Origin of the sequence: Vibrio sp. AND4 (genome assembly GCF_000171815.1) — a bacterium.
Lineage (GTDB): Bacteria > Pseudomonadota > Gammaproteobacteria > Enterobacterales > Vibrionaceae > Vibrio.
The window spans coordinates 160,971-186,576 of the sequence record NZ_ABGR01000005.1 but is presented as its reverse complement, the minus strand read 5'-3'; the positions used below and the strand labels follow the sequence as shown (position 1 = coordinate 186,576).

General features: G+C 45.1%; 23 protein-coding genes. 14 read left to right on the top strand and 9 right to left on the bottom strand.

Annotated elements, in window-relative coordinates; genetic code table 11:
* On the bottom strand, positions 1-1,417 hold a 1,417-nt coding region (locus AND4_RS08890), incomplete at its 3' end, for a 2,4-dienoyl-CoA reductase FMN-binding domain-containing protein (RefSeq protein WP_009842626.1).
* Positions 1,418-1,644: 227 nt separating this feature from the next.
* On the opposite strand from AND4_RS08890, the gene sppA reads away from it, so the two are divergent.
* Together sppA and ansA are read left to right on the top strand one after the other, a co-directional pair.
* Positions 1,645-3,495 carry a signal peptide peptidase SppA gene (sppA, locus tag AND4_RS08885; RefSeq protein ID WP_009842625.1) on the top strand — a complete coding sequence of 617 codons (1,851 nt, stop codon included), beginning with the start codon at positions 1,645-1,647 and terminating at the stop codon, positions 3,493-3,495.
* A gap of 113 nt (positions 3,496-3,608) precedes the next feature.
* Positions 3,609-4,622: an asparaginase gene (gene ansA, locus AND4_RS08880; protein WP_009842624.1), complete on the top strand. Its 1,014-nt coding sequence runs from the start codon at positions 3,609-3,611 to the stop codon at positions 4,620-4,622.
* A gap of 161 nt (positions 4,623-4,783) precedes the next feature.
* Here ansA and AND4_RS08875 read toward each other — a convergent pair whose 3' ends face one another.
* Entirely contained in the window at positions 4,784-5,068 is a 285-nt protein-coding gene (locus AND4_RS08875; RefSeq protein ID WP_009842623.1) for a DUF1315 family protein, read from the bottom strand.
* Between the two features lie 101 nt (positions 5,069-5,169).
* Between AND4_RS08875 and AND4_RS08870 the strand changes: the two genes are divergently transcribed.
* Positions 5,170-5,991 carry a DUF2989 domain-containing protein gene (locus tag AND4_RS08870; protein ID WP_009842622.1) on the top strand — a complete coding sequence of 274 codons (822 nt, stop codon included), beginning with the start codon at positions 5,170-5,172 and terminating at the stop codon, positions 5,989-5,991.
* Between the two features lie 101 nt (positions 5,992-6,092).
* Here the strand turns inward: AND4_RS08870 and msrB are convergent, their stop codons facing one another.
* Positions 6,093-6,506, bottom strand: a complete 414-nt coding sequence (gene msrB, locus AND4_RS08865) for a peptide-methionine (R)-S-oxide reductase MsrB (protein ID WP_043991581.1) — start codon at positions 6,504-6,506, stop codon at positions 6,093-6,095.
* A gap of 334 nt (positions 6,507-6,840) precedes the next feature.
* Between msrB and gap the strand changes: the two genes are divergently transcribed.
* On the top strand, positions 6,841-7,836 hold the full coding sequence (gap, locus tag AND4_RS08860; RefSeq protein ID WP_009842620.1) for a type I glyceraldehyde-3-phosphate dehydrogenase: 996 nt from the start codon (positions 6,841-6,843) through the stop codon (positions 7,834-7,836).
* 179 nt (positions 7,837-8,015) lie between these two features.
* Positions 8,016-8,900, top strand: coding sequence for a D-hexose-6-phosphate mutarotase (locus AND4_RS08855; RefSeq protein ID WP_009842619.1), 885 nt, complete (start codon positions 8,016-8,018; stop codon positions 8,898-8,900).
* A gap of 135 nt (positions 8,901-9,035) precedes the next feature.
* On the opposite strand, the gene AND4_RS08850 is transcribed toward AND4_RS08855, so the two are convergent.
* The 5 genes from AND4_RS08850 to AND4_RS08830 form a co-directional block, all read right to left on the bottom strand.
* Entirely contained in the window at positions 9,036-10,007 is a 972-nt protein-coding gene (locus tag AND4_RS08850) for a hypothetical protein (protein WP_043991575.1), read from the bottom strand.
* Between the two features lie 17 nt (positions 10,008-10,024).
* Complete coding sequence (locus AND4_RS08845) at positions 10,025-10,276, bottom strand: acyl carrier protein (protein ID WP_009842617.1); 252 nt, start codon at positions 10,274-10,276, stop codon at positions 10,025-10,027.
* A 73-nt stretch (positions 10,277-10,349) separates the two neighbouring features.
* A complete protein-coding gene (locus AND4_RS08840; protein ID WP_009842616.1) occupies positions 10,350-12,152 on the bottom strand; it encodes an HAD-IIIC family phosphatase in 1,803 nt (600 codons plus the stop codon).
* A gap of 111 nt (positions 12,153-12,263) precedes the next feature.
* Positions 12,264-13,220 carry a polysaccharide deacetylase family protein gene (locus AND4_RS08835; RefSeq protein ID WP_009842615.1) on the bottom strand — a complete coding sequence of 319 codons (957 nt, stop codon included), beginning with the start codon at positions 13,218-13,220 and terminating at the stop codon, positions 12,264-12,266.
* A 167-nt stretch (positions 13,221-13,387) separates the two neighbouring features.
* Positions 13,388-14,374, bottom strand: a complete 987-nt coding sequence (locus tag AND4_RS08830; protein ID WP_009842614.1) for a nucleoside hydrolase — start codon at positions 14,372-14,374, stop codon at positions 13,388-13,390.
* A 204-nt stretch (positions 14,375-14,578) separates the two neighbouring features.
* On the opposite strand from AND4_RS08830, the gene rlmA reads away from it, so the two are divergent.
* From rlmA to AND4_RS08790, 8 genes are all read left to right on the top strand, one after another.
* Positions 14,579-15,421 (top strand): 23S rRNA (guanine(745)-N(1))-methyltransferase, encoded by an 843-nt coding sequence (gene rlmA / locus AND4_RS08825; protein ID WP_009842613.1) that lies wholly within the window; start codon positions 14,579-14,581, stop codon positions 15,419-15,421.
* Positions 15,422-15,505: 84 nt separating this feature from the next.
* On the top strand, positions 15,506-16,453 hold the full coding sequence (locus AND4_RS08820; protein ID WP_009842612.1) for a ChaN family lipoprotein: 948 nt from the start codon (positions 15,506-15,508) through the stop codon (positions 16,451-16,453).
* Between the two features lie 188 nt (positions 16,454-16,641).
* Entirely contained in the window at positions 16,642-17,001 is a 360-nt protein-coding gene (locus AND4_RS08815) for a hypothetical protein (protein ID WP_009842611.1), read from the top strand.
* A gap of 142 nt (positions 17,002-17,143) precedes the next feature.
* Positions 17,144-19,048 carry a BCCT family transporter gene (locus tag AND4_RS08810; protein WP_009842610.1) on the top strand — a complete coding sequence of 635 codons (1,905 nt, stop codon included), beginning with the start codon at positions 17,144-17,146 and terminating at the stop codon, positions 19,046-19,048.
* A gap of 166 nt (positions 19,049-19,214) precedes the next feature.
* Positions 19,215-20,792, top strand: coding sequence for an alkaline phosphatase (locus AND4_RS08805; RefSeq protein ID WP_009842609.1), 1,578 nt, complete (start codon positions 19,215-19,217; stop codon positions 20,790-20,792).
* 132 nt (positions 20,793-20,924) lie between these two features.
* Positions 20,925-21,221, top strand: a complete 297-nt coding sequence (locus AND4_RS08800) for a ribbon-helix-helix domain-containing protein (RefSeq protein ID WP_009842608.1) — start codon at positions 20,925-20,927, stop codon at positions 21,219-21,221.
* 82 nt (positions 21,222-21,303) lie between these two features.
* Entirely contained in the window at positions 21,304-21,699 is a 396-nt protein-coding gene (locus tag AND4_RS08795; RefSeq protein ID WP_009842607.1) for a VOC family protein, read from the top strand.
* 55 nt (positions 21,700-21,754) lie between these two features.
* Positions 21,755-22,039 (top strand): putative quinol monooxygenase, encoded by a 285-nt coding sequence (locus AND4_RS08790; RefSeq protein WP_009842606.1) that lies wholly within the window; start codon positions 21,755-21,757, stop codon positions 22,037-22,039.
* A 69-nt stretch (positions 22,040-22,108) separates the two neighbouring features.
* Here AND4_RS08790 and AND4_RS08785 read toward each other — a convergent pair whose 3' ends face one another.
* Complete coding sequence (locus AND4_RS08785; protein ID WP_009842605.1) at positions 22,109-23,800, bottom strand: mechanosensitive ion channel family protein; 1,692 nt, start codon at positions 23,798-23,800, stop codon at positions 22,109-22,111.
* A 365-nt stretch (positions 23,801-24,165) separates the two neighbouring features.
* Here AND4_RS08785 and AND4_RS08780 point away from each other — a divergent pair, with 365 nt between their 5' ends.
* The gene (locus AND4_RS08780) at positions 24,166-25,560 is read left to right on the top strand and encodes a glutamate decarboxylase (protein ID WP_009842604.1); all 1,395 of its coding nucleotides are present in this window, start codon (positions 24,166-24,168) and stop codon (positions 25,558-25,560) included.
* The last annotated feature ends 46 nt before the right edge of the window (positions 25,561-25,606 follow it).

Below are 25,606 nucleotides of genomic sequence, written 5' to 3'. Positions count from 1 at the left end.
CTTTGCGCGGTTCAACACCGGATGCCATAACGACTTCATCATATTCGGTCAGTAAATCGTAGTTAGCCTCGGTCTCTAAATGCAGATTCACTCCCGTTTCTTCAACACGGTTAGCAAAGTAACGAATGGTTTCCCGGAACTCCTCTTTGCCAGGGATCTGCATCGCTAAGCGGAACTGCCCACCGATGCGATCGTTTTTCTCAAACAGATCCACTTTGTGGCCGCGTTCTGCCAACGTCGTGGCACACGCCAAACCGGCGGGACCTGCGCCCACAACGGCAATATTCTTCTTATTGAATGCATCTTCAACAACGATTTCCGTTTCGTAACACGCAAGCGGGTTAACTAAACAGCTTGCGCGCTTACCTTTAAATACATTGTCTAAACACGCTTGGTTACAACCGATACAGGTATTAATCAGTTGTGATTTTTCTTGTTGTGCCTTCACGACAAAATATGGGTCAGCAAGGAATGGACGCGCCATTGACACCATATCAGCATGACCTGAAGAAAGAATTCGCTCAGCTTCACCTGGAGTGTTGATTCGGTTACAAGTGATGATCGGAACCGAGACATGAGGTTTGACTTTTTCCGTCACCCACGTAAAGGCACCACGAGGAACCTGAGTCGCAATGGTTGGAATGCGCGCTTCATGCCAACCAATACCAGTATTGATGATGGTGACGCCAGCTTCTTCTAACGCTTTCGCTAACTCGATAACGTCTTCGAACGTGCTGCCTTGCTCGACTAAATCCAGCATGGAAAGTCGAAAAATAATAATAAAATCTTCACCAACCGACTTACGTACAGCTTTAACGATTTCAATCGGGAGACGCATGCGTTTTTTGTAGCTACCACCCCATTCGTCGTAACGCATGTTGGTGCGTTTACAAAGGAATTGGTTAATCAAGTAGCCTTCTGACCCCATCAGCTCGACACCGTCATAACCTGCGATTTGTGCAAGCTCAGCGCTGTTAGCAAAGGCTTCGATGGTTTTTTTGATTTGGCGATCACTCATCTCGCTAGGTGCAAACTTGGCAATCGGCGCTTTTATGCCCGAGGCGCTTTGTGCGAATGGATGCATCGCATAACGTCCGGCATGAAGGATTTGTAGGGCAATTTTACCACCATGTTTATGCACTGCTTCCGTCACTACTTTATGTGCTTTAGCATGTTTTGGCTTACTAAACTCAGCACTCAAAGGGTGTAATCGACCACGTAGGTTAGGAGAGAAACCGCCCGTCACAATTAGACCGACACCGCCTTTGGCACGCTCTTCATAGAAGGCTGCAAGCTTTTGTAGGCCTTCTTTATGCTCTTCCAGGCCTGTGTGCATAGATCCCATCAGGACACGGTTTCTTAGTTGTGTAAAACCTAAGTCCAGTGGCTTTAACAAGTTCGGGTACATGGCAGACATCACTAAACATCCATTTTTATTGTTGTGGTCTGACCACAGTACGCCGCAAAAATCAAAAAATCAAACGGCTGTTTACATTTTTGCAACACGCGTCAATCTCACGTTAAGATATGCCAATTGTTGAGTTGCCATGATAAGCTAAAAAAACTGCTAATTTTTTAGATTTTACAGATAAGAACCCATACTTTTGTAGATTGGGGGAATGACTATCTCGTTATGGAGACAAGATGAATAAACTCTTCAAATATATTGGTCTGATGTTCAAGGGAGTATGGAAAGCCATCACCTTTGTTAGACTTGCTTTGGCAAACTTGATCTTCCTTGTGATGATTGCCGTCTTCTACTTTGCCTTTAGCTATACTGGTGAAGATAAGCCAGCCATTGAGAAAGAATCTGCGCTGGTGATGAACCTTTCTGGTCCCATCGTTGAGCAGCGTCGTTACGTAAACCCAATGGATTCTGTCGCAGGGTCCATCTTAGGCAATGAAATGCCAAAAGAGAATGTGTTGTTCGACATCGTTGACACGATTCGCTATGCAAAAGACGACCCGAAAGTTTCTGGTCTGGTTCTGGCTCTGCGCGATATGCCAGAAACCAATCTAACCAAGCTTCGCTACATTGCCAAAGCACTGAATGAATTTAAAACATCAGGCAAACCCGTTTATGCCGTCGGTGATTTCTATAACCAAAGCCAATATTACTTGGCGAGCTACGCGGATAAAATTTTCCTCGCACCAGATGGTGGTGTGCTGATCAAGGGCTACAGCTCTTACTCGATGTATTACAAAGCCCTACTAGATAAACTCGATGTGTCTACGCACGTGTTCCGTGTAGGTACCTACAAATCTGCGATTGAACCATTTATTCGTGATGACATGTCCGATGCGGCAAAAGAGTCCGCGACACGCTGGATTACCCAGCTTTGGGACGCCTTTGTTGATGACGTTGCGACAAACCGAAATATCGATGCAAAAGCACTGAATCCAACCATGGATGAATTGCTTACTGAGATAAAATCGGTCGATGGCGATCTTGCTCAACTCGCCGTTAAAATGGGCTTAGTTGATGAGCTAGCAACACGACAAGACGTACGTAAACGCTTCGCCAAAGAGTTCGGTAGTGACGGCAAAGACAGCTACAATGCCATTGGTTACTACGACTACCTCGCGACTATGGCCCCGAATCTAACGCCTGCTGTAGATGATATTGCTGTTGTCGTGGCAAGCGGCGCTATCATGGATGGTCAGCAACCACGCGGTACTGTTGGCGGTGACACAGTGGCAAGCCTACTTCGCCAAGCTCGCAACGACGACAAGGTTAAAGCTGTGGTACTTCGGGTGGATAGCCCTGGAGGCAGTGCTTTTGCTTCAGAAGTCATTCGTAACGAAGTCGAAGCACTAAAAGAGGCGGGGAAACCTGTTGTGGTTTCTATGTCGAGTCTTGCGGCTTCCGGTGGTTACTGGATCTCAATGAGTGCAGATAAAATCGTAGCTCAGCCAACCACACTAACAGGCTCTATTGGTATCTTTAGTGTCATCACAACGTTTGAGAAAGGCTTTAATAAGCTTGGCATCAGCACCGACGGCGTTGGTACATCACCATTCTCTGGTGACGGTATCACAACCGGTCTTTCTGACGGTGCATCACAAGCGTTCCAATTGGGTATCGAACATGGCTACAAGCGCTTTATTTCTCTGGTTGGCTCAAACCGAGAGATGTCACTAGAAGAAGTAGATAAAGTCGCTCAAGGTCGAGTTTGGACAGGCCAAGATGCCATGTCTTTCGGTTTGGTAGACCAAATGGGTGACTTTGATGACGCGGTGCAACTGGCAGCGAAACTTGCTGAAGTAGAGAACTATCAGCTCTACTGGGTTGAAGAGCCATTATCACCAGCAGAACAGTTCGTTCAAGAATTCATGAACCAAGTGAAAGTGTCTCTGGGTATCGATGCGACAAGCTTCTTACCAAAGAGCTTACAGCCCGTTGCTCAGCAGCTTGAGCAAGATACAAGCATAATGCAGAGCTTTAACGATCCAAAAGGCCAATACGCCTTCTGTTTAAACTGCCAAGTGCAATAACTTTACTTGCTGAGTCAAAAAGGGGCACCTCTATGAGAGATGCCCCTTTTTATTAGGCTTCATTTCGCTATAATCCCCGCCAATATTCCCCCTACATGAAGTAAAGTAGAACGATGACTAGAAAACATATCTACATCGCTTATACCGGTGGTACCATCGGTATGCAAAAATCGGATCACGGCTACGTGCCTGTGGCTGGCTTTATGGAAAAGCAATTAGCCAGTATGCCTGAGTTTCACCGTACGGAAATGCCAGAATACACTATCCATGAATACGATCCCCTGATCGATTCATCTGACATGACTCCTGCGGACTGGCAGCAAATCGCAAACGACATCCGTAACAACTACGACAAATACGATGGCTTTGTGATTCTACATGGTACTGACACCATGGCGTATACTGCTTCTGCTTTGTCTTTCATGCTTGAGAACCTCGGAAAACCCGTGATTGTGACAGGCTCACAAATTCCATTGGCAGAACTGCGCTCAGATGGTCAAGCAAACTTGTTAAATGCCCTGCACATTGCAGCAAACTACCCTATCAACGAAGTCACCTTGTTCTTCAATAATCAGTTGATGCGAGGTAACCGCAGTACAAAGTCTCACGCAGACGGTTTCAACGCCTTTACTTCACCCAACCTACCTCCACTATTGGAAGCTGGTATCAATATTCAGATCAGTAACAGCATCACTATGGGTGCCAAGCCTGAAGGTGAATTCAAAGTACATACCATCACGCCGCAGCCAATCGGTGTGATCACTATGTACCCTGGTATATCACACGAAGTGATTCGTAATACGCTTCGGCAACCAGTCAATGCCATGATCCTACTGACTTTTGGCGTGGGTAATGCGCCGCAAAACCCTGAACTACTTGGCCATCTAAAGCAAGCATCTGAGCGCGGTGTCATCGTCGTCAACCTGACTCAATGCTTAGCGGGTAAGGTAAACATGGGCGGTTACGCGACAGGTTGTGCTCTGGCAGATTCTGGCGTAATCAGCGGTTTTGATATGACACCAGAAGCGGCACTTGCAAAGCTTCATTACCTTCTTAGCCAAGGACTGTCTTACGAAGAAATCAAACAGAAGATGCAAGAAGTCTTGCGTGGTGAAATGAGTCTATAGTCAGAGTTAAATCATACAGAGTAAGTCCTCACTGCTGACTCTCGGCCCTTTCAGTGCAAAACTCAGGCCGATAGCTCAGGCGCAAGTAAGCATACAAAAAAGCCCAATTCATAGGTGAATTGGGCTTTTTAAGCGGAATCTTCCGTTAACAGAGTTGGCGTTTAGTTCAGATTTGGATTGACACGAACGATGTCTTGCTCCTCTTCACTGAACTGTTTCTTCAATTCTTGCTTGGACTTAAAACTGATTTCACCACCCGCCGCAACGGTCATATGTTGCGCATCGGTATTATGTTTTGATTGATACAACATCACAGCTTGCATACATGAGTCTCGCTGCTCTTGAGAAAGTGGTGTACCCTCTGGCCATCTTCCTGTCTCTACTGCGTAAACCAATCTCTCGTAGACTTCTGGAGTTATCGCATTTAATAATTGTTCTGCGTCCATAATGTACCTGCTTTTTACATTCTATTTACAGAACATAACGGTATAGAAAACAGAGTCAAGACCTCGAAAATAAATTGGTGTAACGGATCACAAGCAAAACCATGAAAAAAACATATTGGCTACTAGCAAGTCTGACAAGCCTGTCTCTAACTGGCTGCTTTGAAGGCAACGTAACCACAGAAGAACTGTGCCAAAGCAATCCTCAACTTCGTTGCGAAAAGCTGAACATGGACGATGGTCAATGCCGTATTCCACGAACAAATTTGATTTGGCATCGTTTTGAACTGATCAAAAACCCTTCAGAAGCAGACCAAGTAGCTGAATATCACTTAGTGGCTGAATATCGCAAGTGTCTAGAGCTCGCCTCGCAAATCACGCCCATCGACCAGAGTGCGTTAAAACGTAAACGCTTCGATGCCTTGATGCACAGCATTGATGAGCTAGAGCGCATCGTCACGGAGCTGAAAGGGTCGAAAGATCCAGCAACCTTGTATTTCTTATGGTCGCAAACGGGTGATAACCAAGCACGTCGCCAATTTTTACAAATGGAAGGCACGCCAGCGTTAAATACAGCTGAGATGCAGTATGCGCTTGCCACTTTTTATACCAGTCGCGATTCACAAAAGACATTAACATTGCTTCATAACTCGCTCTCGATGTCGAATAAGAAAACCTTAAAACCTGAGATTTTGAAATCATTAGCGAGCATAAACCAAACTATGGGCAATAAAGAGCAAGCCTACCTATGGGCAATGGTTGCCAAGCGCTTTGATGTGTCTCTCGCAGATGAAAACCAGCTAAAGCGCATGTTCAACTTTGCCGAACAAGAGAAATATGACCAACTCGACGACCTGGCTAAATCCCTGTCCAAAGCGATAGTGAAAGGACGCTATTCTCCAAAAATGATACCAAGCAATTTATAAATAAAAAACTCCCACTTATGTTGGGAGTTTTTTATTTGTAATGTAATCATTGATGATTTTTTCATTGAAAGGATAAAACATTCTTTCAGTCCGTAGTGGCATTATTGGTCGGGTTTGTTGAAAATTAACGACACAGAGTTTACACAATAGCGCTCACCTGTCGTTTGCGGCCCATCTTCAAAAACATGGCCTAAATGGCTGTCGCAAGCTGCACATCGGATCTCTGTTCGAACCATTCCGTGACTCAGATCTTCTAGATAATGTATTACAGTGCGGTTAATTGGTGCATCAAAACTTGGCCATCCACACCCTGAGTCGTACTTGTTATCAGAGACAAACAGAGGCGTTTCGCAGCACGTACAGGCATAAATTCCAGTGTCTTTGTTGTGGAGCAACTTACCGCTGAATGGCGCCTCTGTCCCCTGCTCGCGACAAACGCGAAACTCCTCGTCTGAAAGTTGTTCACGCCACTGTTCATGGGACTTAACTAATTTTTTTCCACTTTGTTCTACCAATTTCTGTTCCTTATTTTGTATTTTTGGCGATGACTTTTTCAGCAAAAAACTTGCTTCTCGTAATAGTTGTAGCACATACTTTCTTACCGGGTCAGCATGTGTGTTTAATTTGATACGAGTGCTTACCTCGTAAACAATATTACGCCAACTGGAATGCAGAATGGTCAGTTAAAAGTTTAAAAAACGAGCATTTGCGAAAAATTGTTAAAAAAAGCGGCGCTTTTTTTTGACATTAAACAAGTTAAGTCCGATTATCTGTTGCAGATGTTAACTGGGTTCTGTAATTTTACTACCAGTTATCTTTAATCAGAAATTAAGTTGTGGAGCAACTATAATGACTATCAAAGTAGGTATTAACGGTTTTGGCCGTATCGGTCGTTTCGTATTCCGTGCAGCGCAAGAGCGCAACGACATCGAAGTTGTAGGTATTAACGACCTTATCGACGTAGATTACATGGCATACATGCTGAAGTACGACTCAACTCACGGCCGTTTCAACGGTACTGTTGAAGTTGAAGGCGGTAACCTAATCGTTAACGGCAAAACTGTACGTGTAACTGCAGAACGTAACCCAGAAGACCTAAAATGGGGCGAAATCGGCGTTGACGTTGTAGCTGAAGCAACGGGTCTTTTCCTAACTGACGAGACTGCACGTAAGCACATCACTGCTGGTGCGAAGAAAGTTGTTCTAACTGGTCCTTCTAAAGACGCAACTCCAATGTTCGTTATGGGCGTAAACGATTCAACTTATGCAGGTCAAGACATCGTTTCTAACGCTTCTTGTACTACTAACTGTCTAGCGCCTATCGCTAAAGTTCTTAACGACAAGTTCGGTATCGCATCTGGTCTTATGACAACAGTTCACGCGACTACAGCGACTCAAAAAACGGTAGACGGCCCTTCTGCTAAAGACTGGCGCGGTGGTCGTGGTGCTTCTCAGAACATCATCCCATCTTCAACTGGTGCTGCTAAAGCTGTAGGCGTTGTTCTTCCAGAACTAAACGGCAAACTAACTGGTATGGCTTTCCGCGTACCAACAGCGAACGTTTCTGTAGTTGACCTAACAGTTAACCTAGAGAAAGGCGCATCTTACGAAGCTATCTGTGCAGCAATGAAAGAAGCTTCTGAAGGCGAACTAAAAGGCGTTCTAGGCTACACTGAAGACCAAGTTGTTTCTCAAGACTTCATCGGTGAAGTTCAAACTTCAGTATTCGATGCTAAAGCAGGTATCGCTCTAACTGATAACTTCGTTAAAGTTGTATCTTGGTACGACAACGAAATCGGTTACTCAAACAAAGTTCTAGACCTAATCGCTCACATCTCTAAGTAATTATTACTTAGCTGAAAAGCAATTAGTGAAGCTTGTGTTTGAAACATAAGATTTGAATAAAAGGCGGCTCTTGAGTCGCCTTTTTTATATCTAGAATTTGAGAGAATACGGACACAACTTTGCACTCAATGTGCGAGGTATTTCAAAAAGCTCTCCCTCCAGCGATAGGAAAACAGCGCATGGATTTAAACACTCTCCCAGCCCTTACCGTTCTTTCAGATAGCGTGACTATCGTAGAAATTGATCAGGTAAAAGTGGTTCGCATTATTCATGAAAAAGCGACCGCAGGCATCGCTCTGCACGGTGGTCATGTGGTTTCTTTTACTCCAGCAGGTCAAGATGACTTAATTTGGATGAGCGAGAAGGCTATCTTTGATGGTAAAGCTGCACTTCGCGGTGGTATCCCTGTTTGTTGGCCTTGGTTTGGTCGTATTGCAGCACCTGCTCATGGCTTTGCTCGTACCGCAGAATGGCAACTGGTTGAACATCGTGAGAACGACAAGGGTGTGATCGTTGAACTCGCTTTATTCCCGACCGAGGAGATCCATGGTATCTGGCCACACAAGTTCGATGCGCGTCTTATGATAGAAGTGAGTGAAAAACTCAAAGTATCGTTAAAAGTCATCAACATCGATGATGAAGCATGGACATTCTCAGGCGCACTGCACACCTACCTAAACGTCGGTGACATCAGGCAAGCACAAACGATTGGTATGGGCCCAGAATACATAGATAGCCTCAAAGCAGGTGAAATCTGCCAAGGCGGTGAGGTTCTTCAGCTAACCGATACAATTGACCGCGTTTACACTCAGCCTGAAGCGCAAATTTTGGTTAAAGATCCAGTATTGGACCGCACACTCAGTGTAGAAAACCAAGGACATAATTCGGCAGTATTGTGGAACCCTTGGGCAGAAGGTGCGCAAGGCATGAGTGACATGGCGGACAAGGGTTACGAGACGATGATGTGTGTTGAGTCGACAGTCCACGCTCCAAACATCGAGCAAGGCAAGACTCTACAACCAGGTGAAACTCACGAGCTGATCACTGTGATTTCTAGCACGTAACCCATAACAAAACCGATATTTATGCTTAGCGAGGTTTTCTCAGGGCCAAGGAAATAAATAAGGCTGTGCGGGATAAAATAGTAAAGCGATGATTTTATCAAAAATTAAACAAGGAACGCTCTCCTTGAAAGTTTGTTACTTTTTTGCCCAGCACAGCATTGCTTCGCGAGGCCAAATCATCAAATAGCTCTTTGGTACATATCGCTTTTGATCGTATAAACGCTGGCGCTTTTTGTTTTGCAAAGAAACATGAAAAGGGTCATCACACTCCTCGATCAGGTAAAACATCGCGCCACCCGCCTGAGGAAGTGCGCGCAAATACTTCATTTTAGGGCACGCTTTGCTTACTTCTGGATCCCAAAACCAACTCTGTGCGAAGATCCCTGAAATATGGGGCTCTGTTGTTAGGCGCTGAGCAATTTCCAGATAGAACTCACGCCAGCCCGCTTCAAGAAAGTGAGGGTTTTTTCTTCGATCTTCCATATGAAATTCATACATGGACCGTCTATCTTTAATCTTCCTCAATAACATATCGGTCGCTGAGGCAAATTGTGCAATACCATTAGCGGTGAGGAAACGCCGCGGCAATGTTCGCCTCTCATAGTGGCAAATAGAGCCACTCGGCCACATATTTAAAGCGCTAATTGCGAGATCTTTTCTGAATAGATCGCTTACGAGATCAGGCTCGTAATCGCCAGCAGTCATGCTCTCCACCAAATACCCAAACCACGCCAAAACGGACTCGATAACCACTGGCGGTAGCGCTTCGATGTGACTGTGTGGGGCATTAATATGACTGTGATGAGTATTGGTATGGATATGTTGAGTATTAAGCCGTTTGGAATCAAGCAAGCACAAGCTACTCAGCATAAGGTCAGTAAGTACCAATTGATGAATATTCGTCATGATGTCAGCCGTATATTTACCCGATAACGCTTCGAGCCAACGCTCCATATCATCAGGGAAAAGAGCGTAGGTACGAGTGGGCATACTCTCCTGTACAAATGCAATATATTGTCGGCGAACACTAGGTAAGTTGACCACCTTGCCATCTAATCGATTTTCAATCAGTCCGCGCAACTGACCCAACATAATTTGCAGGTGCATGTACTCTCCTCATCACTTTATTTACGCGCATCCAGTTTGCACTTAATTAAGTCAACGGTACTGCCCACATCTTTCGCTTGATTCAATTGTTCAATTTCAGGCAAGTTAAATTTAATAGCAAACTCTTTTTCAATGGCATCAATAATTTGTATCTGTGCGATTGAGTCCCAGTCCTCGGCATCATCTGCTGTCGTTGTGGGGGTCACCACGAGCTCATCTTCGTCCAGCACATCTACAATAATCCGAGATATCGCGTTAAAAACATCCATATCCACTCCTTTCATTATTCCATTTGTAAAACGTTGAAAAATTTGTGCGATCGTTTTCTGTATTATTCAAGGCTTACTGCTTTCCAACGATGGTCAGAGGGAGTTCATGGTCAATTGAAGAGTTATTAAGTGAGTAGACCCATTGAGTCACACCATTCTCATCTTGGCTGAGACGCTGAAATCCCAAAGCAGCGTAATGCTCACTCACTAAACCATTTTTCTTACTCGGTATATAATGCCCAACCAATTGAAGAATGTTCCGTGCGCTTGCATAACGAACTAACTCAGAGAACATTGCAATTTCCAGCTTACGCTTGAACACACGACAACTCATTAGCCATAAATCGATCGTCAATGTGCCTTCGTGCTCCGTTCCAATAATGATAGAAACAATCCCGTTGTCGCCAAATTTGTCTCGCAATCGACCATAGAGAGAAAGATGACAGGGAGAACGCATTAAGGAAGCAACTTCTTGCGCACTATAACGCCGGGTCGTGAGGTTAAACTGGTTGGTTTTATTAATAAGCTGGGTGATACGAGGCAATGACAATTCGTCGAATGGCAAGATCGTCGCATGCATGCCTAAAGATCGCAGATAATCGTCATAATGCTCAAATTCTCGCTGAGATTTCTGACGCTCTTGATTGTGACCATACATGGCAGCTCGTGACACGTCTTCGGGGCTAAGAGTAACCAATTCAAACAAGCCGGCCTTATCCAAGATCGAAATATATTGCGTGACGTCCTGACCGATATCAGGCACAGAAACAGAGCGTAAATTTCTCGCAACCCACTCCCTTTCACAGGCGTTATCGTCAATGAAAACCAATGAATCCAAGCCAATGTTCAGTGATGTCGCGATATCTTCAATATTTTTATCTTTGTCGGCCCAGTTTGCTTTGAATTCACTAAAGTCAGAGAGAGAGAGTATCGAATCAGGGTGGCTGAACCCATGTCGGGCATTTTGGAGCTCGTTTTTACTACACACAGTGAGTAAAACACCCCGTTGATGAAGAGCCTTCAAATACTGCTGCACTTCCGTGTAGGCTTGAGCTTCAGCATTTTCATGACCAATCTGGATACCATTCAAGCCATCATCGCCAATCACCCCGCCCCATAAGGTATTATCCAAATCACACACAAGTGCTTTTTTACTCAGCCCCAATATCGCCATGATCTGGCTAGAGATACTGTGACCCAGTTCAGGAAACACCTCGCTACTCATCGCGTATTTATAAGCATACCACTGCGTTTTGTTATACCAGCGATCTAAACCAATCCATGAGGCTAGATAATTCAGATCATGTAAAATGAAATTGGCGTTTGCCGCCGCATAGTCTGCAAACCTCTCATTTAGTGCATGAGTAAAACGTGTTTTACCGACCGTTGCCGAGGCATCAATGTTGCCCAATGGCCGAGAGAAGGGCAATTCGAAATTGTTTTGAATGATGGTAGCCGAATACTTGCTCTGCAAAGCTAGCCACACACTTTGAAAATGATTAACGGTGTTTGTGATTTTTTCTTTCACTTGCAAGTCACTGTCGGTCACTTCAGGCCATGACTTGATATTCACACTACTCGTATGAAGATATATGACTTGCGGGTTAAACGCGTCAAGCACTTCATTGTCGAACACCGACTCTTGATAGAACTGATCATATTCAGACTGATAGACGTCAACATTGATCCCGGCATCCAATAGGAACAGCTCAATGTAGTTCGCCACCTCACTGGTTGTTGACCCGCCTAAGATCGCTACGCGTAGAGGAGGGGTTGTTAGTGACTGCTTCAATCTACGACGCAATTTTTTTTGTCGACGCTGAAGCCAAGCGACATCCAAAGGGTAAGCAATTCTAACATTCTCAGATTCCGTCATTCATGTCCTCACATATCCGTTGCTATTTGCCGCTCACTTTATTTTTCAATCACTCATTTGTATTTCAATCATTCGCTCTGTGTTTCAATCTCTGACCCCGTATGTCAATCACTAGCGTGTTTTACCTACAGCCAAGCGTAATGTGTCTAATACCCCCGAAACCGTAATGATAAACTGATTTAAAGAACGATTGTCCATCACCAGATTTCGTTTCAGCTTCAATGGGTGCACAGATCTATCGTTCAGCCCCTCATCTAATGTGGTCGCTGTACGTATGCCTTGAACATGTAAACTTGGAATATGTTCAGGAAACCAAATCCCACTGGGGTAGCAAAAATGCTCGTACGCTTTTTGTGAACAAAGCTGCTCAGTCAATGCAGCTCGGTTAGTGCGTATTTCACGCTCAACCGAATCATAAGTAGACGGTAAATGATGAGTATGGGTGTGTAATTGGATATCCACCAATGTCGATGTGAGTGCTCGTTTCAATTCCGTATAACTGGCATTGTGGAATTGTTTTGAAGCGATCGCGTCATCATCTACATCCAGAGATTTAGCTACCGCGAGCAAAAAGGCAACTTTTTCTTGTTCTTCAAGTGCTTCCATGGTGCGCTCGACTGCGGCGACTTTGGTTGCGGTATCACCAGAAAAATGAAACCGCTTTTGGCAGAACATCACCTCAAAGGCATCTGTCGGCTTTTGCCACAGCCAATATTGAAGCAGAACATTCACAACGGGGAGCTGATGATCGCAGTAGTAGGTCGCAACATACACGGTTGCGGGGAATTGATACGCCTGAAAAGCGGGCAGAAGTTCTGTGATGCTTGAACGCCAGCCATCGTCAACCGTGATCACAACTGGGTATTTCAGCTGTATCTCCCCACGTAAATGACGTTCTGCATCATCAAGACTGACAACATTAAACTGAGAGCGGTCCAGATATTCAAGCACTTCAGAGAGCTTATCTTTCGAGATAAATACGCCCGGCCAAAACTGATGCTCGTCTTTTATCGATAGGGAATGGAAGCATAAAATGACGAGCTTGTCTCGATGCCAGTACGAAAACATTCTGGCAATCCCTGTCATCACTAAAAGTGAATAGATCACTTCCCTCAACTTTCGCATCCATACTCCCATTCAGCGTCACCCTAAGCATTAATTACGCCAGCAACATTACGATATCAGTGACTTATAATGCTTTCACTGAGTATAGATGCTCATGTTTTTTTTGCTCTTTAATACCCTAACTTTCCTCGCGATGTGAACCAAGCAATCATCGACTCCCGATAAAGCGAAAGTAACGCATCGCTCTGCACACCAACGCCAATCTTTTGTGCAGGGAAAGCACTCCACGCATCATGCATGTATTTACGTTGATCCGTTTTCTGAATCGTCATTCCCTCTGCAGGCCCATCAGTCACCACCCTAACGGCGCCAAGACGCAATGAAAACAACTGAGGATTAATCACATAAGCAATTGCAGATGGGTCGTGGACATGGCAACCACCCACCCCAAGCTTCTCTGCGTAAAACGCTAAATAGTAACGGCTAACATCCCAAATAAATTGCCCCACTTCGCCTGCCTCTTGTCGAAGTTGGTCAAGGTATTGCTCCGTGAAGAAACTCTCTTCCGTGACATCTAAACCTATGATGACCACCGGCCACGAGGCGGTGAAAACCTTATCGGCAGCATGAGGGTCATCATGGATATTTGCTTCTGCAATTGGCGTGACATTACCTCGATGACCGTTCTCGCCAAACGCGCCGCCCATCACAACCACTTCTTTGACTAAGTGAACAATTTCTGGGTCTGCCTCCAGTGCCAGTGCGAGGTTGGTGAGCGGACCAATAGCCACTAAGGTGATTTCCCCCGGCTCTGCTCTCACCCTATCAATAATGTACCGATAGGCAGGCGTATCCGTGGCTTTCACATTGAGTGAACTTGGCGCTTTCACATCACCAAAGCCAGCTTCACCATGCACAGCTACTGTCGCCCCGACAGGCGCTCTCACCAAAGGTTTATTCGCTCCTTGAGCAACCTTTGCTTTCATACCAAATTTCTGTTTTAAGTAGAGGGCGTTTCGTGTAGCGTTCTCTAAGCTTGCATTGCCATAAACTGTTGTGATGCCGATTAACTCTATGTCTGGATGCGCTTCTGCAAAAAGAATCGCCATCGCATCATCAATACCTGGATCTGTGTCTAAGATAATTTTCTTGGTCATATTGGCCACTAATAAACACTAGGAAAGCTTAACCTTACCGAGAAAAAACAACAGTAAACGTGACCAAGACCTAAGGTATTGCTTTACGGCAACACTCTCTTGATTCAGCTTCTAAGCAGCGGCGCAATAACGCGCCTTTTTGTTTCGCTTGCCGCATTCCTTTTTGATAGAATCTGCCGCCCAACTTCAAGTCCAGAGATCGTCATGAACTATCAATGCCCTCTATGTCATCAACCCCTTGAGCTCGTTGCAAAGACGTTTAAGTGTGAAGACAACCATCAATTCGACTTAGCGAAGGAAGGCTATGTCAACCTGATGCCTGCGCACCACAAACGCTCAAAAGATCCCGGTGACAACAAAGAGATGATGCAAGCGCGTCGTCGTTTTCTAGAAGGCAGCCATTACGATCCAATGCGCCAAGAAGTCGCCCGCATCTGTGCAAAGTACACTCAAAACTCGAGCCACCAGCTGTTAGATATTGGCTGCGGTGAGGGCTATTACACCGATCAAGTTCAGCAGTCTCTGCATGCTCAAAATCAAGCAGCAAATATTTATGGATTGGATATATCTAAAGTCGCGATTCGTTACGCTTCTAAGCGTTACCCTAATTGCGATTTCAGCGTAGCATCAAGTCACCACCTGCCGTTTGCTGAACAATCTCTGGACGCGATTTTACGTATCTACGCGCCATGTAAAACGGAAGAACTGCAACGCGTTATCAAAGATGACGGTGTGGTGATCACGGTAACGCCAGCAGGTCGTCACCTCTATCAGCTCCGCGAACGTATCTACCAAGAAGTTCGTTTGCACAGCGAAGAACCCGAACACATTGATGGGTTTGAGCTAGAACATCAGCAAAAGATTCATTACATCATGAACTTAAAAGACGGTATCGCGTTTGATTTGCTGCAAATGACCCCATTTGCGTGGAAGGCCAGTGATGAATTTCGTGAGGAGCTAAAGTCATCTACACTTTTTCAATGCGAGGCCGATTTTATGTTGCGTGTTTACCGCAAAAAATCCATTCAATCTGAGAATGAAGCATAGAACGTAACGCTAATTATTCTCATTAACGTTGATTCATTTGTTAGCCTCCATTAATATCATTCGGACATTTTTGGAGGCTTTTTAATGCGCTTTTCTACCCTAGGCCTGATTATTTCTGGCTTACTGACAGGTTGTGCGTCTAACGTAACAACCGCACCCAATACTCTTGCTGATAACGTAACCAGTTTCTATGACTACCAGCTTCACGCTCCCTCTGGCGAAGCTGTCTCTGTAAATCATATGCCACATGAGTTACTACAAGCTGACGTGATTCTGATTGGCGAATGGCACACACATGCTGGTATCCATCGTTTTCAAACCGATTTACTCAAACAGCTGTCTTTTGCCAACCGCCCTCTTGCACTCTCTATGGAACAAATAACCCGTGACAAGCAAGCTATCTTGGACTCATATCTTAACGGTGAAATTGGCGAACAATACTTCATGAAACAAAGTAACGCATGGCCAAATTACGAAAGTGATTACCGCCCGTTGATTGAGTTTGCCAAGCAAGCAAGAATTCCAGTCATCGCCGCAAACGCGCCAAAAAACATTGTGCGTTGTATTGGACGCCAAGGTATCGATTACGTAAATAAACTCGATAGCAGTGAACGCCGCTTTGTTGCGGATGAAATCAACACGGCAAACAGCCCATACAAAGAAAAGTTCATGGCATCCATGCACCATGGAAAGTCAGAACAGACCGAAAAGCAATATGCAGCTCAGATCACCTGGGATGAAACCATGGCAGAATCCATCGTCAAGCATTTGAAAAAACATCCCGACACTCAAGTGGTTCACGTTGCAGGTAAATTCCATACAGAAGGTGGCTTAGGCACGGCAACTTCTATTTTGAGGCGCAATTCAAACTTAAATGTGGTGGTTATCACTCCAACCACAGACATCATCTCGGATGCCCCCGACTACCAACTTGAAGTGCTCGCGCCCCCCTTACGTTACGTGCAGGATGCGAACCGCATGGCTGCGTACAAAAACTTCGCGATACATAGCAGCGACATACAATGTCGATAGTTAAAATCGTCTGACAAGCCATCAAGCGAAATAGGTCTGTTTTTTGCTAGCACATTTGTTTCATGCAGGAAGCGGCAAAATCAGACCTTTTTTTATTTTATTGATTCAAGAAATATCACTCACCGTCGATATAAAAGTAACTGCTTTTTACCTGCTCTTCGAGAGTATCGTTGTTAGGGAGGAAACAAATGAATCCAGTAGGAAGCAACTCAGTTAATACATACGCGACGCAACAAAACAACGTTGGCCACGCTAAAACGGCAGAACAAGCTGTCGACACAGCCCCACTCAAAGTGGAGCAGAACAAAGTCACACTTTCATCAGAAGGAAAAGCCTTGCTTGCAGCGCTGAAACAAATTGATAGCGAAAGCAAAAAAGTCGAAGCAGAGAACAAAACCGTCAGTGACCAAGTAGAATCTTTTGCCCATGGTGCGTTGGGGATGGACCACCCTGACACCATCGAAGAAGAGCAAGATGGCTCATACTCTGCTGGACAATTCGTTTCAGCCGCTCTCACTATAAGTGGGATCGTTCTCGCTCTTATTTAGCCTTCATACCGCTAGTTCCTCAAACTCAGGCGAGAGGCAACAGATCAAACAAAGTTTCTTTCGTTACGACAACAAACCTCATTTGAACGCATTTTTTATCTAAGTCCATAATGGACCACTTCTCATTAACGGATGATGAACTGTGAAAAATGCATTTTCGCTTATAGATAAACCCACTTTTTTTGGTGCAATTGCACTTCTCCTTTCGATTGTTTTCCCTCTTATTTTGTTTCCAGCAGAGGGTGCGGAATGGATTGCTCTTGCTAAAACCTTTATGACCGACAAGCTCGGTTTTCTATACTTGGCACTTGGCCTTGCCGCTTTTGTCTTCATGATTTATGTTGTGTTCAGCGACATGGGCCAGATCAAGCTTGGCGATCCAGACGAAAAGCCAGAATTTACCACCGCATCATGGGCTGCCATGCTCTTCTGTGGTGGTATCGGCGCCAGCATTCTTTATTGGGGCTGTATTGAATGGGCTTACTACTATCAATCACCTCCTTTCCAACTAGAGGCAGGCAGTGAAGAAGCGGTCCGTTGGGCAGCCACCTACGGCCTGTTCCACTGGGGACCAATCGCTTGGTCTATCTATCTGATCCCGGCTCTGCCAATCGCCTACTTCTTTTACGTACGTAAACAACCTGTACTGAAGGTCTCCAGTGCATTGATGCCTGTACTTGGTGAAGAGCGTAGTAAAGGCTCTGCCGGAAAAATTGTTGATGTGCTGTTTATCTTTGGCCTACTTGGTGGTGCAGCGACCAGCTTAGGTTTAGCGGCACCTTTAATTGGCGAAGGTCTCCACTACCTGTTTGGCATGCCTAAGAATACATACAGCCAAGTGCTAGTACTGCTTATCTGTACGGTTATTTTCGCATACTCTTCTTACGCAGGTATGGAAAAAGGCATCAAAGTTCTCAGTAATATCAATTTCTGGGGAGCGATGGGACTGCTCGCTTTTGTTCTGGCTGTGGGCCCTACGATCTTCATGCTAGAAACTGGCTTAGACTCGATTGGCCGCATGTTATCGAACTTCTTTGTCATGGCAACATGGGCAGAACCATTTGGTGGCTACGGTTCGTTTGATAACACTAACTTCCCACAAGATTGGACGATTTTCTACTGGGCATGGTGGTTAGTTTTCGCACCAAGTATGGGACTGTTTGTAGCGCGCATCTCTCGTGGTCGCACGATAAAGCAAATGGTCTCAGGCTCCATCTTCTTCGGTTCTTTAGGCTGTTTTTTATTCTTTATGATTCTGGGCAACTATGGTTTGTCTCTCCAACTCTCAGGGGAATTAGACGTTGTTGGGATCTTGAATACAGAAGGAGCAACGGCAGCGATCTTCTCAATGCTTGATGCACTGCCAATGAGCTACTTGGTTATCGCCGTATTTACACTACTTTGCATTATTTTTACCGCAACCACGTTCGATTCTATCTCTTACATCCTTGCCTCTGTTGTGCAGAATAATGTGACCGAAGAGCCGATGCGCTGGAATCGCATGTTCTGGGCATTCACCCTGTCCTTCCTACCGACAGTACTGATGTTCATGGGAGGACTGAGCACTCTACAAACTGCAGCGATAGTTGGCGGTTTACCTTTGCTTGGCATTTCTATCATGTTAATGGTGTCAGCCGTTCGAGCCACCACGTTGGACATTCGCCATCAAGAGGATTACGTAGAGCCGACCATCAACATTGAAGAGTTGCCAGAATTCGACCCTTGGTCAACCGAAGGGATGGCAATGGCGAAGTTTGAGAGTGCTCGTGATGCCGCTCAAGAAGCCGCAGAAGAAGAACGTCACGCACTGGCTAAGTTGATGCAACTTCGTAAACGTATTCGCGCTTTTGCTCTTGAGCACAACGATGACAACGAATTTGCAGACCACCACTTACCTCAGGAGATGCAAGAAGAGTTGCAAACCCTATTAGATAGCGTGGCAAAAGCAAAAGAGAGAAAACTCGAATTATCAGAAACAGCTCAGCAGTCTAGAGCCGAGTTTAATCAAATCGTTGCTCAAAGCGCCACCTACGCAGCGGCACTTTAATTGATGATTTATCCCCTCTAAGCCCAATTTAAAAGCTCACTTCGGTGAGCTTTTTTTGTAGGCGTAGTTCATAACCTTAGCTTTGGTGTGAACCTTTTATGACTGTAGCATTTTTGTCATAAAACCTTGTTTTAATAAAATTGCTTTTATAAATAAGGAAAATACAGTGAAGCACCTAGTGACCCCAATCGTAACCGCAGTGGCGGCCTCAACGATCTCTTTCAACGCGCTATCAGCAGAAATCAAAAACGTCATTTTAATGATTGGTGATGGCATGGGCCCACAGCAAGTTGGGCTGCTAGAAACGTACGCAAATCATGCGCCGCACTCACTTTACAAGGGTAAAACTACCGCGATATACAAACTGGCTCAAGAAGGCGTTATCGGCTCCTCTTTAACTAATCCTGAAGATGCTATTGTAGTTGATTCAGCCTGTTCTGCGACTATGTTAGCAACTGGTATTCCAACGGCATCTGAAGTGATTGGTATCGACCGTCAAGGCAACCATGTCGAAACTATTTTGGAAAAAGCGCAAGCAAAAGGTAAAGCGACAGGTTTGGTATCAGACACCCGAATGACCCATGCGACACCAGCAGCCTTCGCCTCGCACCAACCACACCGCTCGCTTGAAAACAGCATCGCTGTCGATATGTTAGAAACTGGGGTAGATGTGTTACTTTCTGGTGGCATTCGTCATTGGATTCCAAAATCAACCAATGACAAAGGCGACACATACAAGCAACTGGCGCAACTTACTCAAGGTGACGTCTACCTAAAATCCAAGCGTAAAGATGAGCGCAACCTGCTGACCGAAGCGCAGCAACAGGGTTACCAACTAGCGTTCAACCGTAATATGCTTGAAGATGCGAAAGGCGATAAAGTCCTGGGCCTATTTGCTTACTCTGGTATGAACGATGGCATCGCCTACAGCCAAAGCAAAGACGATCCCAAGCGCACCCAACCTTCTCTCAAAGAGATGACCGAGAAAGCGCTAAATGTGCTTTCAAAAGACAAAGACGGCTTCTTCCTAATGGTCGAGGGAGGGCAAATTGACTGGGCTGGCCACAGTAATGACGCGGGCACTATGCTGCATGAGTTGATCAAGTTCGATGAAGCGGTAAATTCTGTTTACCAATGGGCGAAAGGCCGTGAAGATACTCTTGTCATCGTCACCGCCGACCATGAAACGGGCTCATTTGGTTTCAGTTACTCTTCTTCTGATGTACCAAAACCTGAAAAACGCAGCGGAGAGGCATTTTCCAAACGCGATTTCGCGCCAAATTTCAATTTTGGCCAGTTTGATATTCTTGATGGCCTCTATAATCAAAAACAAAGCTACTACGGCATGATCAGCGAGTTTCAAAAACTTGATAAAACACAGCAAACCCCAGAGAAACTGGCTGATATCGTCAATGCCAACAGCGATTTTTCTATCACACCAGAGCAAGCGGAACGCGTATTGGCGAGTAAGCCAAACCCTTATCGTTTAGCAAGCCACAAATATTTAAGCGAAGAAAATGTCCCTGCGATTAACGACTTTGATGCATTTTTCCCATACAACGACAGAGGTAACTTGCTCGCGCGCGAACAGGCAACCAAACAAAATACGGTTTGGGGTACAGGAACGCATACTCATACTCCTGTAAACGTCTTTGCCTGGGGTCCAGCTAACACCATAATGCCAATTTCAAAAATCATGCATCACTCACAACTTGGTGAATACCTTATCGGGCAAATCAAATAATTCCCGCACCGTAAGAGTGACTCCAGCCCCTGAAACGCCCTCATCCGAGGGCGTTTTTCTAGACAAAACAGTTGACGCTCTGCTTACCAAACGCCAATATCTGAGAGTCATTTATAAAACAAACAACATCACATGTGCGAAATATTTGCAAAACAACCTCAGGAAAACTATCAATTTATCACCCGTTCTATACGCATTGATGGCCATGCCACTAGCGTCAAATTAGAATCGAGCTTTTGGCTAACTCTTGAAGAAATTGCTTCCGCTCAAGCTATGACAGTCCCTAGGTTTATCAGCACGGTTTACCAAGAAGCATTAGAGCACAATGGTGAAGTCAACAACTTCGCCTCACTACTGCGTTGTGCTTGTCTTACCTACGCGCGTCAACCACAGACGACCCTTTCTCAAGCCCTTAATGAGCTCAATTAAGCACTGATTTTATTGTCGTACTTGAGTACTACCTATTGCGCGCTGAAACTCGTTAGTCTGTGCGCATAATCAAGGAGTATTCATGACAAAAATAATTCATACCATGATCCGTGTAAGCGATTTGGCGCATTCTCTTAAGTTTTACCGCGACGCACTTGAGCTAGAAATTAAAGACCAATACGTATTCGAAGGCTTTTCTCTTACTTATCTAGCCAATCCTGAGACGGGGTTCGAACTTGAGCTCACCCATAATCACGATCAAAACGAACCTTATTTGCATGGCACCGGTTACGGCCACCTTGCTGTCAGTGTGGAAGACATTGACCATGCTCATCTGCGCCTGAACTCATTGGGTATTGAAGCCAGTGACATCAAAGCCTTTGATCATCAGGAAAAGCATTTAGCGACATTTTTCTTCATAACGGATCCAGACGGCTACAAGATAGAGTTCTTGCAGCGTCAGGGGCGATACCTTTGATAGCGGTATCGGTCATAAAGATACCTCCCATAACAACAAAGAAGTAAATACAACTATGATTCATTTAACTGCTGCATTTCATGCAAAAACAGACGCCATTACTCAACTTAAGCAAGCGCTAGAGGCAATGCTAGAGCCAACTCGAAACGAGACAGGTTGTGCACGTTACCAATTGTTCCAAGACAAAAACAACCCAAGCCAATTCTTGTTCCAAGAACAGTTCGTAGACCAAGCCGCATTAGAAACACATTGCAATACGAGCCACTTTCAATCGCTTCTCACTGAGATTGATGGCTTGCTTGTCAGTGAACCAAGGATCACTTTCTTCAACGAGATCTGATCTCTACGCACTATGCCCAATAAAAAGGCGCTCATATTGAGCGCCTTTACGGTATCGCTAATGGGCAGCTTATGCCTCTTTCTTTTCTACCATATGCAGATGAACATCTTGCTGTGGGAATGGGATCGAAATGCCTTCACGATCGAATCGCAGCTTCACTTCCTTGGTGACATCCCAGTACACATCCCAGTAGTCTTCGGTCTTCACCCAAGGACGAACAATAAAATCCACTGATGAAGTGTTTAACGTGTGTACCTTAATGTTTGGCTCTGGTGAGCGAAGTACCGACGGGTGTGAGGTAATAATGTCATTCAGCACTTCTTCTGCTTTTAACAAGTCATCTGCGTAACCAATACCAAATACCATATCAACACGGCGAATACGTTCGTGCGTCACGTTCTTAATCACGTCTCCCCAGATCTTACTGTTTGGCACTATGATGATTTGGTTGTCGAACGTTCTAATGGTCGTGTTGACCAGACTCATGTGACTGACTTTGCCATCTACGCCACCCGCATAAACAAAATCACCGACATCGAATGGACGGTAAATAAGCAGCATCATACCCGCCGCAAAGTTCGACAGTGTGTCTTGCAATGCAAAACCGATGATCACACCAGCAATACCGAAACCAGTCAGGACCGGAGCTAGGTTCAGCCCGATTTGTGAAAGGCCAACCATGATACCGATGATCCATACTGCTTTGCCCGACATCGAGATGAAAAAGTCTTGCATTAAATGTGACATTTTCAGGTTCTTCGATACCACGGTCTTACTCACTACTTTACGGGTTAACTTCGCAAGAGCACGAGCAATCAAAAGGATCAGGGCAAACACAAACAGTTGGAAAATATGTTGCGGCGCATTATCTGCAAACCAATTTATCGCAGAGTTCGACCAATGGCTGAGAATAGAAAATATGACTTTGGTATTGAGTAAGTCATGGGTGATACTGCCTGTGACCTCAAACAACTGGCGTTTATATTCGGATGTTTCAATACCGACTTTATCGCCGATCGAAATCAACGTTTGCAAACTATCGGTGGCAATGCTTAAGCGTTGTTTGACAATCAATTGACTCAATTGAAGTGAAGGCTTTTCTGACTCTGGGCTGGAAGAAACTTGTGAGCTAATGATTTCACTTTGCTGTTTTAAGTACTGAATTGATGCCGATAATAGAAGCATACGTTTATCGACACTGTCTTTAAAATCCGTATCCGCAGCTTCATCTTGTACACCCAACACTTTTAGCCAGTTCAGGTTTTGCCAACTGGATTCATAACTTACATCCAAGTATTGCTGCAGTTCACGGTACTCATTCACCAATGACAGTTTATCTCCGTCCTTTGCCGAATTAAGCTCTTCATTCAGCGTTTTGATCTTATCATCGATATAAGCCACTGCGGCTTCTGAATATTTCTCTTGGGTTTGTACAAACCAAATCAATCGCTCGTTTGGAATCGATTTGCTATTGATGGCACTCGCAAGACGATTTCTCAGCTCCTCATTTTTTTGAAACAGTTGAAGTTGAAGCGCATCACGCTCATCACCACTGGCTTGTTTTAACGTTTCAGATAAGCCAATAATGTTTTTATAAATATGTTCAATCGCTCGCTCAGCAGAAGATGCCGCCGGATCGGCTTTGGCGGTTTCCAAGCTTTCTGTCGCACGCACAATGAAAGAGCTCATCGTTAACGCCAACACCGTAAATAAAGCCACTAGTGGCGCAAAACGCACTTTTAGGGGAAATCGTAACGTCATTTTTACCTCGTAAGAGACATTACTCGATCTAGGCGATCAAGAATCGGGATGTAAAGCTTTGAAATTATATGCTCTAAATCGACAACACTGAACATAAATTAAAACTCCTCCTTTGGTACCACGTTCAACCATCATGAAAGTATCGTCATAGCAACCCTTTTTCAATGCAACATGACATACCGTTACAATATCTGTTCTACAGGACACAAAACAACACAAATAACGCCCACAATACGCATCCAAGTACATATTTAGAACTATTTTAAATAAGCCTATACCTGCTATTTAGTTTTACCGTCGCCATTGTTAGTCAAACGACGAGCAGAATGAACAAACCAACTCTCATTAAGATAAAGGATTTCTAGATGCCACTTCATAAAAAATCGGCCTTGAAAGGCTCACTTCTTGACGACGTCTACAGTTCTAAAGATCTCTCTATCGTGATGCCTAAGTACCGCATTCCGGAAAATGAGCATGCTGCCTCTCACGCTTATCAAGTCGTCCATGATGAACTCATGTTAGATGGTAATTCTCGCCAGAATTTAGCAACCTTCTGCCAAACCTGGGTGGAAGACGAAGTGCATAAGCTCATGGACGAGTGCATCGATAAAAACATGATCGATAAAGATGAGTATCCACAAACAGCGGAGATTGAATCTCGGTGTGTGCATATGTTGGCTGACCTTTGGCATGCTCCTCATGCAGAAAACCCAATGGGCTGTTCGACAACAGGCTCAAGCGAGGCGGCAATGCTCGGCGGGATGGCGCTCAAGTGGGCATGGCGCGAAAAAATGAAGAGGCAAGGCAAACCCACCGACCGCCCCAATCTTATCTGCGGCCCAGTACAAGTGTGTTGGCATAAGTTCGCCCGTTACTGGGATATTGAATTGCGTGAGATTCCGATGCAAGGCGATCGCTTGATTATGACACCAGAGGAGGTGATCAAACGCTGTGATGAAAATACAATTGGGGTTGTGCCGACACTTGGGGTGACCTTCACTTGCCAATATGAGCCCGTAAAAGAGGTACATGATGCATTGGATAGGCTGCAACAAGAAACTGGGCTAGATATTCCCATTCATGTGGATGGCGCAAGTGGTGCATTTCTCGCTCCATTCTGCGATCCTGATTTAGTCTGGGATTTTCGATTGCCCAGAGTAAAATCGATCAATGCATCAGGGCACAAGTTTGGGCTATCGCCGCTCGGTGTTGGCTGGGTGGTATGGCGCGATGCAGACGCTCTGCACGATGATCTTATCTTTAACGTCAACTACCTTGGTGGCAACATGCCAACCTTCGCCCTCAACTTCTCTCGCTCAGGTGGGCAAATCGTTGCTCAATACTACAACTTCCTTCGCCTTGGCAGAGAAGGCTATCGCAAGATCCATGAAGCCTGCTACGACACTGCTCGCTATCTTGCCCAAGAGATAGAAAAAATGGGCATGTTCCACATCATCTATGATGGGCACGGCGGTATACCTGCGCTGAGTTGGTCAATAAAAGAGGGAGCAAACCCAGGGTTCAACCTTTACGATCTTTCTGATCGCATTCGCTCTCGTGGTTGGCAAATTGCCGCTTACGCCATGCCAGCAGAACGTGAAGACTTGGTCATCATGCGAATTTTAGTTCGTCATGGTTTCAGCCGTGATTTGGCGGACTTACTACTCTCAGATTTGCAGCACTGCGTGAACTTCTTCAGCAAGCACCCAATCGTCAACGGCAGCGATGCGGACGAGTCTAGTAACTTCAATCACGGCTAACTGTCTCCTTCCACACTGAGCAAGGCGTACTGGTTGCTCCTTGCTT

Coding starts and splice junctions, on each gene's coding strand:
- AND4_RS08820 (WP_009842612.1), top strand. CDS start 15,506: ATGCGCTTTTCTACCCTAGGCCTGATTATTTCTGGCTTACTGACAGGT.
- AND4_RS08830 (WP_009842614.1), bottom strand. CDS start 14,374: ATGACCAAGAAAATTATCTTAGACACAGATCCAGGTATTGATGATGCG.
- AND4_RS08845 (WP_009842617.1), bottom strand. CDS start 10,276: ATGGATGTTTTTAACGCGATATCTCGGATTATTGTAGATGTGCTGGAC.
- AND4_RS08790 (WP_009842606.1), top strand. CDS start 21,755: ATGATTCATTTAACTGCTGCATTTCATGCAAAAACAGACGCCATTACT.
- gap (WP_009842620.1), top strand. CDS start 6,841: ATGACTATCAAAGTAGGTATTAACGGTTTTGGCCGTATCGGTCGTTTC.
- rlmA (WP_009842613.1), top strand. CDS start 14,579: ATGAACTATCAATGCCCTCTATGTCATCAACCCCTTGAGCTCGTTGCA.
- AND4_RS08780 (WP_009842604.1), top strand. CDS start 24,166: ATGCCACTTCATAAAAAATCGGCCTTGAAAGGCTCACTTCTTGACGAC.
- AND4_RS08840 (WP_009842616.1), bottom strand. CDS start 12,152: ATGACGGAATCTGAGAATGTTAGAATTGCTTACCCTTTGGATGTCGCT.
- AND4_RS08815 (WP_009842611.1), top strand. CDS start 16,642: ATGAATCCAGTAGGAAGCAACTCAGTTAATACATACGCGACGCAACAA.
- AND4_RS08875 (WP_009842623.1), bottom strand. CDS start 5,068: ATGGACGCAGAACAATTATTAAATGCGATAACTCCAGAAGTCTACGAG.
- AND4_RS08800 (WP_009842608.1), top strand. CDS start 20,925: ATGTGCGAAATATTTGCAAAACAACCTCAGGAAAACTATCAATTTATC.
- ansA (WP_009842624.1), top strand. CDS start 3,609: ATGACTAGAAAACATATCTACATCGCTTATACCGGTGGTACCATCGGT.
- AND4_RS08870 (WP_009842622.1), top strand. CDS start 5,170: ATGAAAAAAACATATTGGCTACTAGCAAGTCTGACAAGCCTGTCTCTA.
- AND4_RS08795 (WP_009842607.1), top strand. CDS start 21,304: ATGACAAAAATAATTCATACCATGATCCGTGTAAGCGATTTGGCGCAT.
- AND4_RS08855 (WP_009842619.1), top strand. CDS start 8,016: ATGGATTTAAACACTCTCCCAGCCCTTACCGTTCTTTCAGATAGCGTG.
- AND4_RS08835 (WP_009842615.1), bottom strand. CDS start 13,220: ATGTTTTCGTACTGGCATCGAGACAAGCTCGTCATTTTATGCTTCCAT.
- AND4_RS08785 (WP_009842605.1), bottom strand. CDS start 23,800: ATGACGTTACGATTTCCCCTAAAAGTGCGTTTTGCGCCACTAGTGGCT.
- sppA (WP_009842625.1), top strand. CDS start 1,645: ATGAATAAACTCTTCAAATATATTGGTCTGATGTTCAAGGGAGTATGG.
- AND4_RS08850 (WP_043991575.1), bottom strand. CDS start 10,007: ATGCACCTGCAAATTATGTTGGGTCAGTTGCGCGGACTGATTGAAAAT.